Origin of the sequence: Herbihabitans rhizosphaerae (assembly GCF_004216555.1) — a bacterium.
GTDB lineage: Bacteria > Actinomycetota > Actinomycetes > Mycobacteriales > Pseudonocardiaceae > Herbihabitans > Herbihabitans rhizosphaerae.
In genome coordinates this window covers 1-15542 of the sequence record NZ_SGWQ01000012.1, presented here as the reverse complement: position 1 = coordinate 15542, position 15542 = coordinate 1, and the positions used below count along the sequence as shown (strand labels likewise).

The 15542-nt window shown below is 68.4% G+C and carries 15 protein-coding genes; 10 read left to right on the top strand and 5 right to left on the bottom strand.

Annotated elements, in window-relative coordinates; all coding sequences use genetic code 11:
• Positions 1 to 312: 312 nt before the first annotated feature.
• Positions 313 to 567, bottom strand: a complete 255-nt coding sequence (locus EV193_RS27435) for an alpha/beta fold hydrolase (RefSeq protein ID WP_130347834.1) — start codon at positions 565 to 567, stop codon at positions 313 to 315.
• Positions 568 to 618: 51 nt separating this feature from the next.
• Here EV193_RS27435 and EV193_RS27430 point away from each other — a divergent pair, with 51 nt between their 5' ends.
• On the top strand, positions 619 to 1092 hold the full coding sequence (locus EV193_RS27430) for a hypothetical protein (protein ID WP_130347833.1): 474 nt from the start codon (positions 619 to 621) through the stop codon (positions 1090 to 1092).
• A 169-nt stretch (positions 1093 to 1261) separates the two neighbouring features.
• Here EV193_RS27430 and EV193_RS33855 read toward each other — a convergent pair whose 3' ends face one another.
• Positions 1262 to 1450, bottom strand: coding sequence for a hypothetical protein (locus tag EV193_RS33855; protein ID WP_207222833.1), 189 nt, complete (start codon positions 1448 to 1450; stop codon positions 1262 to 1264).
• On the bottom strand, positions 1432 to 2367 hold the full coding sequence (locus EV193_RS27425) for a glycoside hydrolase 5 family protein (protein ID WP_207222832.1): 936 nt from the start codon (positions 2365 to 2367) through the stop codon (positions 1432 to 1434). The genes EV193_RS33855 and EV193_RS27425 overlap by 19 nt, the downstream gene beginning before the upstream one ends.
• A gap of 12 nt (positions 2368 to 2379) precedes the next feature.
• Between EV193_RS27425 and EV193_RS33850 the strand changes: the two genes are divergently transcribed.
• The 6 genes from EV193_RS33850 to EV193_RS27405 all read left to right on the top strand — a co-directional run bounded on the left by EV193_RS33850 (position 2380) and on the right by EV193_RS27405 (position 9749).
• On the top strand, positions 2380 to 2526 hold the full coding sequence (locus tag EV193_RS33850) for a hypothetical protein (RefSeq protein ID WP_207222831.1): 147 nt from the start codon (positions 2380 to 2382) through the stop codon (positions 2524 to 2526).
• A gap of 38 nt (positions 2527 to 2564) precedes the next feature.
• Complete coding sequence (locus EV193_RS33845) at positions 2565 to 2780, top strand: glycoside hydrolase family 18 protein (protein WP_207222830.1); 216 nt, start codon at positions 2565 to 2567, stop codon at positions 2778 to 2780.
• Complete coding sequence (locus tag EV193_RS33840; RefSeq protein WP_207222829.1) at positions 2777 to 3208, top strand: glycoside hydrolase family 18 protein; 432 nt, start codon at positions 2777 to 2779, stop codon at positions 3206 to 3208. Before EV193_RS33845 ends, EV193_RS33840 begins: the two co-directional genes overlap by 4 nt.
• Positions 3209 to 3224: 16 nt before the next feature.
• Positions 3225 to 7523, top strand: coding sequence for a glycoside hydrolase family 38 N-terminal domain-containing protein (locus EV193_RS27415; protein WP_130347832.1), 4299 nt, complete (start codon positions 3225 to 3227; stop codon positions 7521 to 7523).
• A complete protein-coding gene (locus EV193_RS27410; RefSeq protein ID WP_130347831.1) occupies positions 7507 to 8295 on the top strand; it encodes a DUF7158 domain-containing protein in 789 nt (262 codons plus the stop codon). Before EV193_RS27415 ends, EV193_RS27410 begins: the two co-directional genes overlap by 17 nt.
• A gap of 272 nt (positions 8296 to 8567) precedes the next feature.
• Complete coding sequence (locus EV193_RS27405) at positions 8568 to 9749, top strand: acyl-CoA dehydrogenase family protein (RefSeq protein ID WP_130347830.1); 1182 nt, start codon at positions 8568 to 8570, stop codon at positions 9747 to 9749.
• 44 nt (positions 9750 to 9793) lie between these two features.
• Here EV193_RS27405 and EV193_RS27400 read toward each other — a convergent pair whose 3' ends face one another.
• Positions 9794 to 11104, bottom strand: coding sequence for a cation:dicarboxylate symporter family transporter (locus tag EV193_RS27400; RefSeq protein WP_130347979.1), 1311 nt, complete (start codon positions 11102 to 11104; stop codon positions 9794 to 9796).
• A gap of 181 nt (positions 11105 to 11285) precedes the next feature.
• On the opposite strand from EV193_RS27400, the gene EV193_RS27395 reads away from it, so the two are divergent.
• Entirely contained in the window at positions 11286 to 12842 is a 1557-nt protein-coding gene (locus tag EV193_RS27395) for a sensor histidine kinase (RefSeq protein WP_165401525.1), read from the top strand.
• Positions 12839 to 13513: a response regulator gene (locus EV193_RS27390; RefSeq protein WP_130347829.1), complete on the top strand. Its 675-nt coding sequence runs from the start codon at positions 12839 to 12841 to the stop codon at positions 13511 to 13513. Before EV193_RS27395 ends, EV193_RS27390 begins: the two co-directional genes overlap by 4 nt.
• On the opposite strand, the gene EV193_RS27385 is transcribed toward EV193_RS27390, so the two are convergent.
• On the bottom strand, positions 13514 to 13996 hold the full coding sequence (locus EV193_RS27385; protein ID WP_130347828.1) for a hypothetical protein: 483 nt from the start codon (positions 13994 to 13996) through the stop codon (positions 13514 to 13516).
• A gap of 192 nt (positions 13997 to 14188) precedes the next feature.
• Here EV193_RS27385 and EV193_RS27380 point away from each other — a divergent pair, with 192 nt between their 5' ends.
• Positions 14189 to 15400, top strand: a complete 1212-nt coding sequence (locus EV193_RS27380) for a helix-turn-helix domain-containing protein (protein ID WP_130347827.1) — start codon at positions 14189 to 14191, stop codon at positions 15398 to 15400.
• Positions 15401 to 15542: the final 142 nt, after the last annotated feature.

The window sequence follows — 15542 nt, the reverse complement described above, 5'->3', positions numbered from 1 at the left end:
GCTCGCCGTCCAGGACCGCGTGCAGCCACGACAGCACGGTGGGGCGACATTCCGCAGAGCCGATTCGGCGATGATCCAGTGTGGCAGGCCGGAGTGCACCTGGTGTTCGGCGCCGTAGCGTGCCGCGATCAACCGAGACAGCCCACGGCGCAACGTTGCGGTCCGAGCCCGCACTGACGACCAATACCGGACAGGACATCGGTGGCCTTCACCCGCGTGGCGGGAGTGCCGAACGTCATCGACCGAAACGCTCGCCCCGAGTCCGGCACCAACTCGGGATCAGAGCGTCTTGCTCCTCACGCGGGAGCGTGCTCAACCGCACCTCCCACATCGTGCGCGCACAGCGAACAGGACCGGGAACAGATGCGGCAGGGGACGCACCTGCGGCCACAGCACGTCGGGCGGAATGGCGGCCAGCAGAACCAATGCGGCGCAGTCGGTCGCTGCCGCGAGCTTCTGGCCGAGCAGGCCGCCCATACTGTGGCCGATCACGATCGGCGGCTCGTCGCAGTTCTCCCGTGCCGCCATCACCCGTGCGAACTTCTCTCGCAGCCCGGACCGGTTCAACGTAACAGGAATAGTCGTCAACGATGCCGTCTGATCAGATAGTGTCAAAACATGACGACGGTGATCGCGTGGCTCGCTCTCGGTGTGTCAATTGTGTCCTTGACCTGGAATATATTTTCATGGATTCACAGCGGTGCCCGAGTTTCGGTTAGATCTGCCGAGGAGTTCGTCTTCCAACAACCGAGCAAACGCAGGATTGTCGTTGTCGCGACAAATGCTGGGAGACTGGCAACGACCGTGCATGAGGTAGGTCTAAAACTGTCAGCCACATCGTCAAAAAGCGGCAAATTGATCGGTCCAGTAGTAATCAAGGCCGGGCCGGCCGAACGTTACGAGTTGCCCGTGCGACTCGAACCAGGCGACGAACTCTTGGTCAAGTTTGACGATCCGGGCCTCGCGGACATCTTTGATTATGGCATCGAGCCATCGGATTTCGTGCCCAGTGTACGAGCTGGTCGAAAATGGATAAATGGCCGATTCTCCGTCGGAGAGCAACGAGTCGACTTTACGAACTGGACGCCCTGAATTCGTTGCCAAAGACGCCCGCATGTCACTACTCGATCTTCCAGCACTCGGACAGCCCTCGCTCAGGGCACCATTCAATCAGCCGGGCAGTCAATCGCGTTCTTCACCACGCGCTCATCGGCATGAACGGATATCGGTGCTGAGCTGGAACGGCGGTTGACCAACCGCCTCATGATTCATGAGGCAGGAGATCGGTGATGCCGCGCGCGGCGAGGTAGTCGGCGTCGGCCGCGCGGCTCGGCGGCACGATCGCCGTCCGGCCGCTCTCCCGCAGCCGCACCCACGCGGTGTGGAACGGGCTGCCCGGAGCGATCTCGGCGCGGCGGTGCGGCTCGGCGATCACGTCGGCCGGGCACACCAATGCACGCGTGGCACCCTCCGGCGGGTGCGCGGACCGCACGTGCTCGGCCAGCGCCAGCGCGGCGGGCTTGGGCTCGTGGTCCACGGTGAACAGGCCGAGGTCGTACTCGCGGGCGGGAAAGTCGGCGAGCCTCGGGTCGATGTCGTGCGAGGACCACCAGGTGACGCCGGGTGGCCGGCGGCCGCGTCCAGCGTGCGCCGGGTGAACTCGGCCGCGTCGGCGGCGGGCACGTCCGGCTCCGGCGCGCCGAGTTCCTGTAGCCACACCGCACGGCCCGGGTCCGCCGACGCGGCCAGCTCGACGAGGTAGTCGGCGTGCGTCGTGGTGGCCGGGCCGAGCGGGCCGTCGATGCGCGAGGTTCCGTTGAACACCCACGAGTGCACGGTGGTCAGATCGCCCAGCTCCACCGCGTCGCCGGGATGGAACGGGTGCTCCGGCGCGTACCAGGCGTCGTCGAACACCGAGTGCAGGCACAGCAGCTCGGGCGCCTCCTTGCCGGCCACCTCCAGCAGCTCGGCCGCCCAGCGCCGGGACTGCTCGGCGGTGGTCCCGCTGGCCGGCCACAGATTGTTCACCTCGTTGCCGAGCGTCAGCGCGAACACGTTGTCCCGCAAGGAGATCTCGCCGGCGAGGCGTGCGACGTAGGCGGCGATCCCGTCGCGCACCTCGGCGTCGGCGAAGACGCTGCGCCGGTGCCAGGTCAGCACCCAGGACGGCAGGAAGTCGAAGCTGGACAGGTGGCCCTGCAGCAGGTCCACCGCGACGTCCAGGCCGAACTCGGCGGCGATGTCGATGGTGGCGAGCAGGTCCTCGAAGTCGCGGCGAACGTCGTCGGCGCGAAAGTCGAGCCAGCTGTAGAACCAGCCCTGGGATGGCACGTAGTTCGCACCGTAGCGCGGCGTAGGGATCGTCACTCCGGTATCCCTGTGAAGTCAACATTGTTCGGTGCCCTCGGTGCCGCCGCACTGACGCTCGAGCTGTTCGCCGCACCGGCGTCGGCCGAGCCAACGTCAGACGCGAAGCGGACCGTCGTCTACCACCAGACGCAGTACCACAACGACGCCTACATGTAACCGAAACCGTTGCTGGACAACAAGACCGCGTCACCGATGTGCTGGTCGCCGCGCTGCACCTCAACGACGACGGCACCGTGCACCTCAACGACCACCCGCCCGGCCACGAGCGGTACACGCAGATGTGGAAGGACCTGGCCGACATGAAGGCGGCCGGCGTCCGGGTGTCGGTGATGGTCGGCGGCGCGGCCAAGGGCACGTTCACCAACTGGACAGGGACTTCGACACCTACTGCCCGAAGCTGCGCGACGTGATCAAGACCTACGGGCTGAACGGCGCGGACCTGGACGTCGAGGAGGACATGTCGCTGGCCGGCATCGAGCGGGTGATCGACGCGCTGCGCACCGACTTCGGCGACGGCTTTCGCGACAAGATCGACTGGTACAACGCGCAGTTCTACTGCGGCTGGGGAACGCTGGACTCGACCGCCGGCTACGACAAGATCATCGAGCGGAGGGCCTTCCCGGCGAACAAGGTGGTCACCAGCTCGATCACGCACCCGGACCTGTGCCAGGGATACGTCGACATCGAGACCACACTGAAGAACACTGTCCAGGCGCTCATCGGCAGGTACTCCGACTTCGGCGGTGTCGCGGGCTGGGAGTACTTCACCTCCAACCCCGGCGGCACCGCCAAGCCCTGGGAGTGGGCCAAGCTGATCAGCTCGTACCAGAAACGCTGACACACCAAGGAGAATCGTGGCATCGCGGATCGTGTCGGTCAGCTCGACCGACCTGTTCATCGGAACCGAGCAGGAGCCTCGTCAGGTGGTACGGGTGACCGTCGACCGGGGTTGGCGGTCTGGCGCGCACGACGTCGAGGTGTCGGGTCCCGACCTCGGCGGCACCGCGGAGGTGCCGGCCGGCAAGGGCGAGGTGGTGGTGGACGTCGGGGTCTCCACCACCTCGCCGCCCGGCACCGAGATCCCCGTCTACGTCCGCATCGGCCAGTCCACGGTGCAGGGCACGGTGACCGTGGCGGAGCCCGGCTGGCGGATGTTCCTGGTCTCGCACTTCCACTACGACCCGGTGTGGTGGAACACCCAGGCCGCCTACACGCAGACCTGGGAGCTGCAGGGCAACGACGGCACCACTCGCCCGGTGTGGGAGCACAACGGCTTCAACCTGGTGCGCGCGCACCTGGACATGGCGCTGTCCGATCCGGACTACACGTTCGTGCTCGCCGAGGTCGACTACCTCAAGCCGTTCTGGGACGTGCACCCCGAGTACCGGCAGGTGCTGCGCGACCTGATCGCCGCCGGCCGGGTCGAGGTCATGGGCGGCACCTACAACGAGCCGAACACCAACCTCACCGGCTCGGAGACCACGATCCGCAACCTGGTCTACGGCATCGGCTACCAGCGTTCGATCATGGGCGCCGACCCGAGGACGGCGTGGCAGCTCGACGCGTTCGGGCACGACCCGCAGTTCCCCGGGCTGGTCGCCGAGGCCGGCCTGTCGAGCACGTCGTGGGCACGCGGACCGTTCCACCAGTGGGGCCCGATCCTCACCAAGTTCGACGAGGCCGGCGGGGACGCGCGGAACATGCAGTTCCCCGCCGAGTTCGAATGGCTGTCCCCGTCCGGGCGCGGCGTGATCACCCACTACATGCCCAACCACTACTCGGCCGGCTGGTGGATGGACTCCTCGGCGACGCTCGAGGAGGCGTCGGAGAAGGTCTACGAGCTGTTCCAGGCGCTCAAGCCGGCGGCGGCCACGCGCAACACGCTGCTGCCGGTCGGCACCGACTACACGCCGCCGAACAAGTGGGTCACGCTGATCCACCGGGACTGGAATTCCCGTTACGTGTGGCCGAAATTCGTGTGCGGCAACCCGCGCGACTTCTTCGCCGCGGTGCACGCCGAGCTGACCGAGCGCGGCATCGCGCCGAGCCCGCAGACCCGCGACATGAACCCGGTGTACACCGGCAAGGACGTCTCCTACATCGACACCAAGCAGGCGCAGCGCGCGGCCGAGACCGCCGCCACGGACGCGGAGAAACTGGCCACGTTCGCGCGCCTGCTCGGGCTCGGCGAGTACCCGGAGGCCGCGCTGGACAAGGTGTGGCGCCAGCTCGCCTACGGCGCGCACCACGACGCGATCACCGGCTCGGAGTCCGACCAGGTGTACATCGACCTGGTCACCGGGTGGCGAGAGGCGCACGATCTCGCGGCCGACGTCCGGGACCGCGCGCTCACCGCGATCGTGGGCCGGGTGGACACCACGGGCGAGGGGCGCGCGGTGGTCGTGGCCAACACGCTGGCGCACGCGCGCACCGACGTGGTGCGGCTGACCGTGCCGGCCGGCTCGCGACTGGTCGACGACGCCGGCGAGGACGTGCCGCTGGTGGTGGAAGCCTTGTCGGACAACGATTCCACCGTGTCGTTCGTGGCGCGTGACGTGCCGGGCATGGGCTGGCGGACCTGGCGGCTGCTGCCCGGCGGCGAGCCCGCGCGATGGTCCACTGTGGACGGTCTCTCGATCGCCAACGAGTTCTTCTCGGTGACCGCCGACCCGGCCCGCGGCGGCGCACTGTCCAGCATTCTGGAAGTCCACAGTGGACGAGAGCTGCTGCACGCGGATCAGGTCGGCAACGAGCTACGGGTATACGAGGAGTACCCGCAGCACCCCGAGTTCGGCGAGGGGCCGTGGCACCTGGTGCCCACCGGCGCGGTGGTGACCTCGGCGAAGACCGAGGCCCAGGTGCGCGTGGAGCACAGCCCGGCCGGGCAGCGGATCGTGGTCACCGGGCGGATCGGCGAGGTCGACTACGAGCAGCGAATCACGCTGTGGCACGGCGTGGACCGGCTCGACCTGCGCACTCGGGTGCTGGACTTCACCGGCTCGGATCGCCTGCTGCGAGTCAAGTTCCCGGTGGACGTGCCGGGCGCGCGGCCGATCAGCGAGGTCGGCGGCGCGGTGATCGCGCGCGGGTTCGCGCTGCCCGAGTCGGACACCGCCGAGGCGCCCTGGACGTTGGACAACCCGGCCAACACGTTCTTCGGCGTGAGCACCACGGCCGCGCTGATCCTGTGCTCCCCCGACGGCGTCAAGCTCGGCGACGCGGCGATCGCGATCGCCGAGGTGGTCGTCCCCGCCATCGAGGACGCCGCACCGCTGGCCCGCGATCTCGTCGTGGCACTGGGCCGGATCGGCGTCACCGCGACCACCTCCACCGCGGCCGGCGCGCGGTACGGCTGGCTGCACGTGGACTCCAACCTGCCCGACGTGCGGATCGTGCTCGGCGGGCCGGAGGACAATCCGCTGGCCGCCGAGCTGGTTTCCCGTGCGGGACAAGGGGTTCACGACGAGTTGAAGCGCCAGCTCGACGAGCGCGGCGCGGCGCGGGTGTTCGTGCCGGCGGAGACCTCGGTGGAGCGGGCCTGGGTGCACAACGCCGATCTGCGCGACGTGCGCGCGCTGCCCGCGGTGATCATCGCCGGGTCGGATGCCGAGACGCTGGCCGCAGAGATCGGCGCGGTGACGGTCGGGTTCGCGGAGAGCACCGCCGCCGAGTTCATCGCCATCGAGATCGGCTCCACCACGATGTCCCAGGGCCACACGGTCGGCCTGCTCAGCTACGGCATTCCCGGGTTCGCGGTGGACCCGGCCGGCGCGCTGCACCTGTCGCTGATGCGCTCGTGCACGGGGTGGCCGTCCGGCGTGTGGCTGGATCCGCCGGTGCGCCGCATGCCGGACGGCTCGGCGTTCCAGCTCCAGCACTGGACGCACGATTTCGACTACGCGCTGGTCAGCGGCGCGGGTGACTGGCGGGCCACCGATCTGGTGGCTCGTGGGCATGCGTTCTCCACGCCGCTGCGGCCCGAGGTGGCCGACGCGCACGACGGTGATCTGCCCGCCTCGCACGCACTGCTGACCGTGTCGCCCGAGCGGCGGGTGGCCGTGCAGACGGTCAAACCGGCGGGCAATCCGAGTGCCACCGGTGGGCGTGCACATGGCGACGACGTGACCGTGCGACTGGTCGAGACGACCGGCCGGCCGGTCACCGCGACGGTGGAGTCGGCGTTCGGGTGGACCGCCGCCCGTGAGACGGATCTGTTGGAGGACAAGGAAAAGCGCGCCGTCACGGTCGACGGCGCGATCACCGTCACGTTGGACGGCTCGCAGATCGCCACCGTCGTCGGCACGCCGGCCGACGCGGCCGAGCCGGCGGGTGAGGTGCTTGGCGTGACTGCTGAGCCCGCGCAGCCGGTGTACTCCCGCTACTGGCTGCACAACCGCGGCCCGGCACCGCTGGGGTTCTTCCCGGTGAGCGTGACGGCGAACCCGACCGTGCTGACCGTGGCCGGCCAAGCGCTGGAGACCACGGTCTCGATCGCCAGCCAGCTCATGTCCGAGGACTTCACCTCGGAGCTGACCGTGGTGCTGCCGGACGGGTGGACGGCCGAGCCGGCGAGCCGCCCGATCACGCTCGCCCCCGGCGGGCACACCGCGTTCCCGCTCACCATCACCCCACCGTCCACAGTGGACCCGGGACTGCGGTTCGCCCGAGTGCGCATCGGTTCCGGCGCGGACGTGGTGGAGGACGTGATCACGCTGCTGGTACCCGGCGGCGAGCTGGACGCGATCATCCCGCCGCCGCCCGGCGAGGAGATCGACCACGAGAAGCAGACCAAGGGCACCACCGCCACGACCGGCCGCGAAACGGGCCTGCGGATCACCTCGACCACCGAACGGGTCACCGTGGCGCCCGGCGGCAGCGGGCGGCTCGCGCTCACCGTCACCAGTGCCGCGTCGGACCGCATCGACGGCGAGGCGATGCCGGTCAGCCCGTGGGGCACCTGGGAATTCGTGCACCCGTACGCGACGGGATTCACCGTCGAACCGGGTGCCAGTACCGAGATCGGCTTCGACATCGACGTGCCGGCCGATGCCGAACCCGGTCACTGGTGGGTGCTGATCAAGCTGATGTGGTTCGGCCGAATCCAGTACGGCACTGCTGTTCCGGTGGAGGTGAGCGATGCCGCACGGGGATGACCACCAGCACGTGCCGCCGAGCGCCAAGGCGGCCGCCGCTCGCGCACAGCGGGACGCGACCGTGATCGGCTGGGTGGACGGCGACCCGGTGTCCCGGACGCTGCTCGAGGCGCGGCTCACCGCGTTGCGGTCCTCGCCGAGCGCGGGATCGCTTCCCGCACTCGGCACCAGCGAGGACCGTCAGCTCGTCCGGTGGACCGCGCACGTGCTGTTCACCGAGGAGATCTGCCGCCGAGAGGCCCTCGCACGGCACCTGATCGCCGAGCGGCCGGCGCCGCTGGACCCGATCAGCGCCGTGCAGCTCGGGTCGATCAACACCGCCGCGTGGCACGCCCGCCCGGAGGTGAGCGCGGTCTTCGACGACGCTTTCCCCGGCACACCAACGAAAACCGTGCCACGGCCGACCACCCGGTGGTGGCGGGTCAGCCACGCCAGCGCGCCCAGCGAGGAGGACGCCGATCAGGCGCCGCTGCGCCCGATCGGCTGGACCACGCTGAACGACCTGCCGCCCGCGCTGGCCGCCGCACTCCGCGCGGCCGATCCGGGACGGCGGGTCGGGCCCGTGCTGGCGGCCGACACCTGGCACGCCGCCGTCGCCGACGAGACGGCCGACCGTCCGTCCACTGTGGACACCTGCCCGTCAGGGCTGGGCGAGCGGCTGCGCGAGTTCGCCCGCTGGCTGGACCGTCGCCGCGGCGAGTCGGTGCGTCCGGCGAAGGGCTTCGAGCACCCCGGCGACCCGTCGCAGCCCGACAACACCCACCGCCACTAGCCGGCTGCTGAACAACGTCGTACTGTCCGAAACTTAGCGATCGCTCCATTCATGTTTTGCGTACTTTAGCCCGCTAAAGTCCCTCGGCCACCCAGAAAGCCCAGGTCAACCGAGATCATCAGGGCGCGGGGAACGTGAGGGTGATGCACATACAGCCGTACGGGGAGGTGGGGCACTCCCGCAGACCTCGTTCAGCGCAGTCCTAGTCGCTCATTAGCGGCTTCTCGGTACCGTGATCGCAAGGGGGATACCGAAAACGAGGAGCCTGTCCAATGACGGCCACGGCCCGGTTGAATGTCAGCGAAGAATTCCCAGCGCTGCTCGAACGAATCGACGCACTCGGCGAGTCCATCGAAGCGGACGCGGACGCGGCCGAAACGCTGGGCAGGCTCACCGACGACATCGCGCGGGCGTTACTGGCCACCGGAATCGTCCGGGCCGGGCTGCCGAAGAACCTCGGCGGTGACGAGTTCTCGCCGCGCCAGCTGATCCAGACGACCGAACGGCTCAGCTACCACGACGCCACGGCGGGGTGGACGATGATGGGGCTGCAGATGGTCACCGGCGCCACCGCGGCCTATCTCGGTGCCGTCGCGGCGGCCGATCTGTTTCCCGATGTCGCGGGCGGCGACCACGCTCTGCTGGCCGGACACGGCACCCGGCCCGGCCGCGCCGTCCCGGTGGACGACGGCTACCTGGTGAGCGGGAATTGGCAGTTCGCCTCCGGCATGGCGCTGGCCACCCACATCCACAGCCTGATCCAGATCGAGGGCACCGAGGAGTTTCGAGTGCTCGCCATGCCCAAGTCGCAGGTGAATCTCGTCGACAACTGGGATGTGCTCGGGCTCCGTGCGACGACCAGCATCGACTACAACTGTGCCGACGCGTTCGTCCCGAAGACGCACACCTACCTCGCGACGACGATGGCCCCCGCCAACGGCGGCGCGATCTACCGCATCGGCCTGGTGAACATGTCCGCGATCGTGCACACCGGCTGGGCGCTCGGTGTCGGGCGGCGACTGCTCGACGAGCTGAAGCGGTACGCCTCGAGACGGTTCGGCACGCGCAACGCGGCCGTCGACACCGCGCAGTTCCACGCCGAGTACGCGAACGCCGAAGCCAAGCTGCGCGCGGCGCGGGCATGGGCGATGCACGTGTGGCACGGCAACGAGGACACCCTGGCCGCCGGCGAGTCGCTGAGTACCGAGCAGGACACGCTGATCAGGCTGGCGCTCAACCACGCGACGGGGACCGCTCAGGACGTCGCCCAGACCGTGCACCGATGGGCGGCGACGACCGCGATCCGGCGCGGGCCGATCGACCGGTTCCTGCGTGATCTCGGCACCGGCACCCAGCACATCACCTCGGGCCCGGTAGTCCTGCAGAACTGCGGGAAATGGCTCAGCGGCGCGGAATCCGACGCGCACTGGGAGTTCCTCGACCTGGTGCCGTAGGTCGAGGAACTCTCAGCCGGTCACACAGCCGCTCACACTGGGGCTCACACTGGGGCGCGCTCGGGTTCCGGTTCCCGCTCGGCCACCGGGTGGTCGTCGAGCATGGTCGCCTCGTCGAACGGATCCTCGCCGTCGAGCACCCGCTTGGCCTGACCGGTGTCGAACTCCTTGGTCCAGTTTCCGATCAGCACGGTCGCCACCGCGTTGCCCGCGAAGTTGGTCAACGCTCGCGCCTCGGACATGAACCGGTCGATACCGAGGATGAATCCGACGCCGTCCACCAGTTCCGGTCGGTGCGACTGCAGGCCGCCGGCCAGTGTCGCGATGCCGGCTCCGCTCACCCCGGCGGCACCCTTCGACGCGATGATCATGAACACCAGCAACGAGATCTGCTCACCGACGCCGAGCGGGCTGCCCTGCGCGGACGCCACGAACAGTGTCGCCATGGTCAGGTAGATCGCCGTGCCGTCCAGGTTGAACGAGTACCCGGTCGGCACCGTGATCCCGACGACCGGCTTGCTCACCCCGAGGTGCTCCATCTTCGCGATCAGCCTGGGCAGTGCCGACTCCGACGACGAGGTCGACACGATCAGCAGGAACTCTCGGCCCAGGTAGCGCAGCAGCGTGAAGATGTTGATCCGGGCGCCGAACCACAGCACCGAGCCCAGCACCAGGAAGACGAACAGCAGGCAGGTCAGGTAGAAGCCGATCATGATCGTGGCCAAGCTGCGCAGCGCGTCCCACCCGGTCTCGCCGACCACGGCGGCGATCGCGCCGAACGCGCCGACCGGAGCCGCCCACATGATCATCGCCAGGATGCGGAACACCAGCCGCTGCACGTGCTCGACACCGCGCAGGATCGGCTTTCCCTTGTCCCCCAAGCGTTGTAGCGCAAACCCGGTGAGCAGTGCGACCAGCAGCGTCTGCAGCACCGACCCGGCGGTGAACGAGGAGACCATCGTGTCCGGGATGATCCCGAGCAGGAAGTCGACCGTGCTTCCGCCGCCCTTGGCGGCCTGCTCCTGCACCTTGGCCGCGGCACTCGGGTCCAGCCGCATGCCCTCGCCCGGGTGCAGCAGGTTGCCCACGACCAGCCCGATGGCCAGCGCGAACGTGGACATCAGCAGGAAGTAGCCGACCGCGAGCAGGCCCACCTTGCCGACCTTGGCCGCCTTGGCCACCGAGCCGATGCCCAGCACGATCGTGCAGAAGATGATCGGGCTGATCATCATCTTGATCAGGTCGACGAAGCCGGTGCCCAGCGGCTTGAGTTCCTTGGCGACGTCGGGGGCGACGAACCCGACGATCACGCCGAGCAGCACGGCGGCGATGACCGCCAGGTACAGGTAGTGCATCCGGTCGCGGCGCCGTCTCACCACGGTCGATGTGGCCACGTTGCTCTCCTCCTCGTGCCCCTGGTTTCCGGTGACTATGGGCGGCGCTATGAACTGGGTCACGTTTGTGGTCATTAAGTTCGTGAACGTCACGTTTCCGGCAGATGTGATCCCATGAGGCGTGGCGAACCGACGGTGGAGCTTGGCGCGGCAGCTGCTGGTGCTGCAGGCGCTGCTGGTCGTCGTGCTGGTCGTCGGCGGTGTGGTGCTGTCCTACCTGGACGCCAAGCGGACCGCCGAGGAGCGGGCCACCCAGTCCGCGACCGCCGTGGCCAGGACGATCGCGGACGCGCCGAGTGTGCGCTCCGCGCTGCGCCTCCCCCAGCCGAGCGTCGAGCTGCAGCCGTTCGCCGAACGCGTACGCGCGGATGCGGACGTGGACTTCGTGACGATCATGGATCCGACCGGGATCCGGCACACCCACCCGACGCCGGCCCAGATCGGCCAGCGGTTCCTCGGCAACACGGCGGAGGCGTTGCGCGGCGGCACGGTCACCGAGACCTACACCGGCACGCTCGGGCCGTCGATCCGCGCGGTGGTGCCGGTGCTCGACGGCGACCGGGTCACCGCGCTGGTGGCGGTGGGCATCACGCTCTCGGCGGTGTCGGCCGGCGTCGCGGACCGGATGCCGGCCGTACTCGGAGTCGCCGCCGTGGTGCTGGCGATCGGCGTCGGTGGCTCCTCCCTGGTCAGCGCCCGACTGCGCCGGCAGACGCGCGGGATGGCGCCGGCCGAGCTGGCCGGGATGTTCGCCTACTACGAGGCGATCCTGCACTCCGTGCGCGAAGGTCTGCTGCTGGTCGGCCAAGATCACCGGGTGGCCCTGTGCAACGACGCGGCGCGCGAACTGCTCGAGCTGGAGATCGATCCGGTCGGGTTGTCCGTGTCCGAACTGCGCCTGGACCCCGCGCTCGCCGCCGCGCTCGATTCGGACACACCGCGGGCCGACGAGCTGCACGTGACCGGCTCGCGAGTACTCGTGCTCAATTCCTCACCGGTGCACTCCGGCGGGCGGGCCCAGGGCAACGTGATCACCCTGCGAGATCACACGGAATTGCAGGAGCTGTCCGGTGAGCTGAACGCCGTGCGCGGGTTCACCGAGTCGCTGCGGTCCCAGGCGCACGAGTCCGCCAATCGCCTGCACACGGTCGTATCACTGGTCGAACTCGGCCGCACCGAACAGGCCGTCGAGTTCGCCACCGCCGAGCTGCGCGCCGCCCAGCAGCTCACCGACCGTGTGGTCGGCGCCGTCGCCGAACCCGTCGTCGCAGCCCTACTACTCGGCAAATCCGCCGAAGCCGCCGAACGCGGAATCGAACTGGAGCTGACCGGCGACACCGCCATGTCCGACACCGCCGGCGCCGACGCCCGCGATCTGGTCACAATCCTGGGCAATCTCGTGGACAACGCACTCGACGCCGCGGCGGAGGCGGCCGCCGAACGGGCCGCGAAGGTGACCGTGACCGTCCGAGAAGAAGACGGCGAACTACTCATTCGAGTGGCCGACACCGGCGCCGGCGTGCCAGACAGACTGGCCACCCGGATCTTCCAGCGCGGCTTCACCACCAAGGAAGCCGGTGGCCACGGCCTCGGGCTCGCACTCGTCGGCCAAGCCGTCCACCGAGCCGGCGGCACTGTGAGTGTGGGACGCGATGTCGGCGCGGTATTCACCGTCCGCCTGCCAAGAGCCGCACGATGATCAAGGTGCTCGTGGTGGAGGACGACGTGGTCGCCGCCGAGGCGCACCGCGACTACGTCCAGCGCGTGCCAGGCTTCGAAGTGGCCGGCGTGGTCCACTCCGGCGGAGAAGCGCTGCGGTTCCTCGAACGCGAGCGAGTCGACGTGGTGCTCCTGGACTTCTACCTACCCGACACGCATGGTCTGGCGGTCTGCCGCGCCCTCCGCGCCTCCGGTGTCGCCGTCGACGTGATCGCCGTAACCTCGGCGCGCGATCTCGCCGTAGTGCGCGCCGCGGTATCCAGCGGCGTCGTGCAGTACTTGCTCAAACCGTTCACCTTCGCCTCCCTCCGCGACAAACTCGAGCGCTACGCCGAATTCCGCGGCCGCACGACCGGGGGCGGCGAGGTCCCCGACCAAGCCGCCGTCGACGACATGCTCGCCACCCTCCGCACGACTGATCGAGCCGCGACGCCGAAGGGAATGAGCGGCGAAACCCTCAACGCGATCACCACCGCCCTGCGCGACACCCCCGACGGCCTCTCGGCAGCATCGACCGCCAGCGCGACCGGCGTCTCCCGCGTCACCGCCCGCCGCTACCTCGAATACCTCGCCGACGCCGGCATCGCCCACCGCGAACCCCACTACGGCCAAGTCGGCCGCCCCGAAGTCTGGTACCGCATCGCGCGCTAATCAGCTTTGGCGGCAGTCTCGTGTGCACTGTTTGGCGGTCATCGCATCGGCGAACAGATCATGATGCAGACCGTTGAAATACACGTCCGTGTGAATCGACTCCCCGCACGACGCGGTCAACATGTGCAGTCTGCGCACCTCACCGAGATCAGCCGCACTGATCGGCATCCACATCCCGTCGACCTTCGCGTACAAGTCCCGGTGCCGCACATGCAACCGGATCCCCTTGTCCAACCACCCGGCCACCGCCCACGGATCAAACAACGCAACACGCGGCCGCCTCCGTGCCCGATACGCCGAATCACTTGGCACACAACCATTCCCGCGATACTCGTCATACGCATGCCAATGCACGACCGTGTACTGCCACTCATCCGACGGCAACGTGTCATCGTGCCCCTTCACCACACCCGCCCCGCACACACCCGACACGTCCGACGCGGCCCACAAATCATCGGCGCCGGCACAAACCGCACCCCACACAACGCCAAGTACTCGTCATGCCGGTCCGCCATCCCGACGACCATCTCCTCATCGGTGACCGCGTGATCAACCCGCCCACGCATGCTGGTCACCCAGATGAAGACCAATCTGCTCATGGGCGACGACGCTACGAACTACGGAGCGCACATGTTCGTACAAAATGTGTGACCGTTGCGGGGCTATGGTTGATCCGTGCTTGAAGACGGCCGGATCGGCGAGCGGGTCCGCTACTGGCGGCTCCGCCGAAATCTCGATCGCAAGCAGTTCGCCGACATGGTCGGCCGGTCAACGTCCTGGCTGGACAAGATCGAGTCTGGCGAGCGCGACCTGACACGCCTTCCCATGCTCGAACGAGTCGCTGAGGTGCTGGACCTCGATCCGTCAGTCCTGACCGACGTGGCGACGGCCAAGCGAACGGCCCAATGCGTCGACGCCACTGAGGTTTCGGCTATTCGCACCGCCCTCGCGCACTACCCGGGTGTGACCGTTCGAAGTAGCGACGAAGTCGCCTTGCCAGCGATCCAACGCCAAGCCGACTATCTCGATCACGCTTGGTTGGCCTCACACTTCACGGTCGTAGCGCGCCATCTGCCGGCACTGATGCGCGACGCACAGACGGCGGTGTTGACCATGTCGGATGCCGATCAGGTCGCGGCCCACCGCGTGCTCGTCACGGCTTACCGCCTGGCGTCCTCGATGCTGTTGAAGTTCGAGGCCACAGACATCGCCTGGCTCGCCGCCGACCGCGCCATGCACACCGCACTCGCCGCGACCGACACCTGGTCACTGGCGCGTGCCTCTCGCAGCGTCGCACGCGCCATGGCCAGCACCCATCAGCGGCGAGAAGCGATCGCCGTGCTCGTGGATATGACCGACCGGATGCGTTCCGAGGTCAATACCGACGAGCACAACCTGTTGTCCCTGTACGGCATGCTCTACCTGGCCTCGTCCATCACGGCCGCCGAACAAGGCGACGCCAGCCTGGCTCGGGCTATGCACGACGAGGCCATGGCCGCCGCACTGCGCGTCACCCCGCACCACGACTCCCACTTCACACTGTTCGGGCAAACGAATGTGCTGATCCATCGGGTGTCCGCGCTGGTCCGCCTGCACAAGGCGGGCAACGCGTTGGAATTCGCCCACACCATCGGGCCACCAGCAGTCCGGGCGTTGCCACCCGAACGGCGAGCCAACTACCTGCTCGACCTGACCGAAGCCCACACTGCCGTCGGCAAATACGCACAAGCCGCACGGCTTCTCGGCCAAGCCGAACAGACCGCACCAGAAGAAGTGCGCTGCCGCCCGCTCGCACACGGCCTACTGCGGTCCCTGCTCAACAACACGCGCGGTGAACCCGCCAAGCTGGTCAAGCAGATGGCAGACCGAGCCGGAGTAGCCGCGTGAACCTGTACCTCATGATCTGTGGCGCCGGACCCGCCGACCACATCGCGCACATGATCGACCTCGCCAAGGCCCGAGACTGGGACGTGTACAGCGTGGCCACCCCCTCAGCCGTGGAACACTTTCTCGATCTCGACGCACTCGA